Consider the following 205-nt stretch of genomic DNA (forward strand, 5'->3'; position numbering starts at 1 on the left):
CGCGGGCGAGCGCAAGGCGGTGCCGTGGCGGCGGCTGCTCAGGCGGATGCTGCCGGTCACCCTGACCGACTTCTGCTACGGCTGGACGCTCTGGCTGTTTCTCAATTGGATCCCGTCCTACTTCCTCCACGAATTCAATCTCGACATCAAGAAATCGGCCATCTTCGCCTCGGGCGTCTTCTTCGCGGGCGTCGTGGGGGACACG

Annotated in this window: 1 pseudogene; it reads left to right on the forward strand. The window is 63.9% G+C overall.

What is annotated here, in order from left to right:
• Positions 1-205: pseudogene (locus tag WDW90_RS41370) on the forward strand (MFS transporter); the annotation flags it as partial.

This window comes from Methylobacterium nigriterrae (genome assembly GCF_037106235.1).
GTDB lineage: Bacteria > Pseudomonadota > Alphaproteobacteria > Rhizobiales > Beijerinckiaceae > Methylobacterium > Methylobacterium nigriterrae.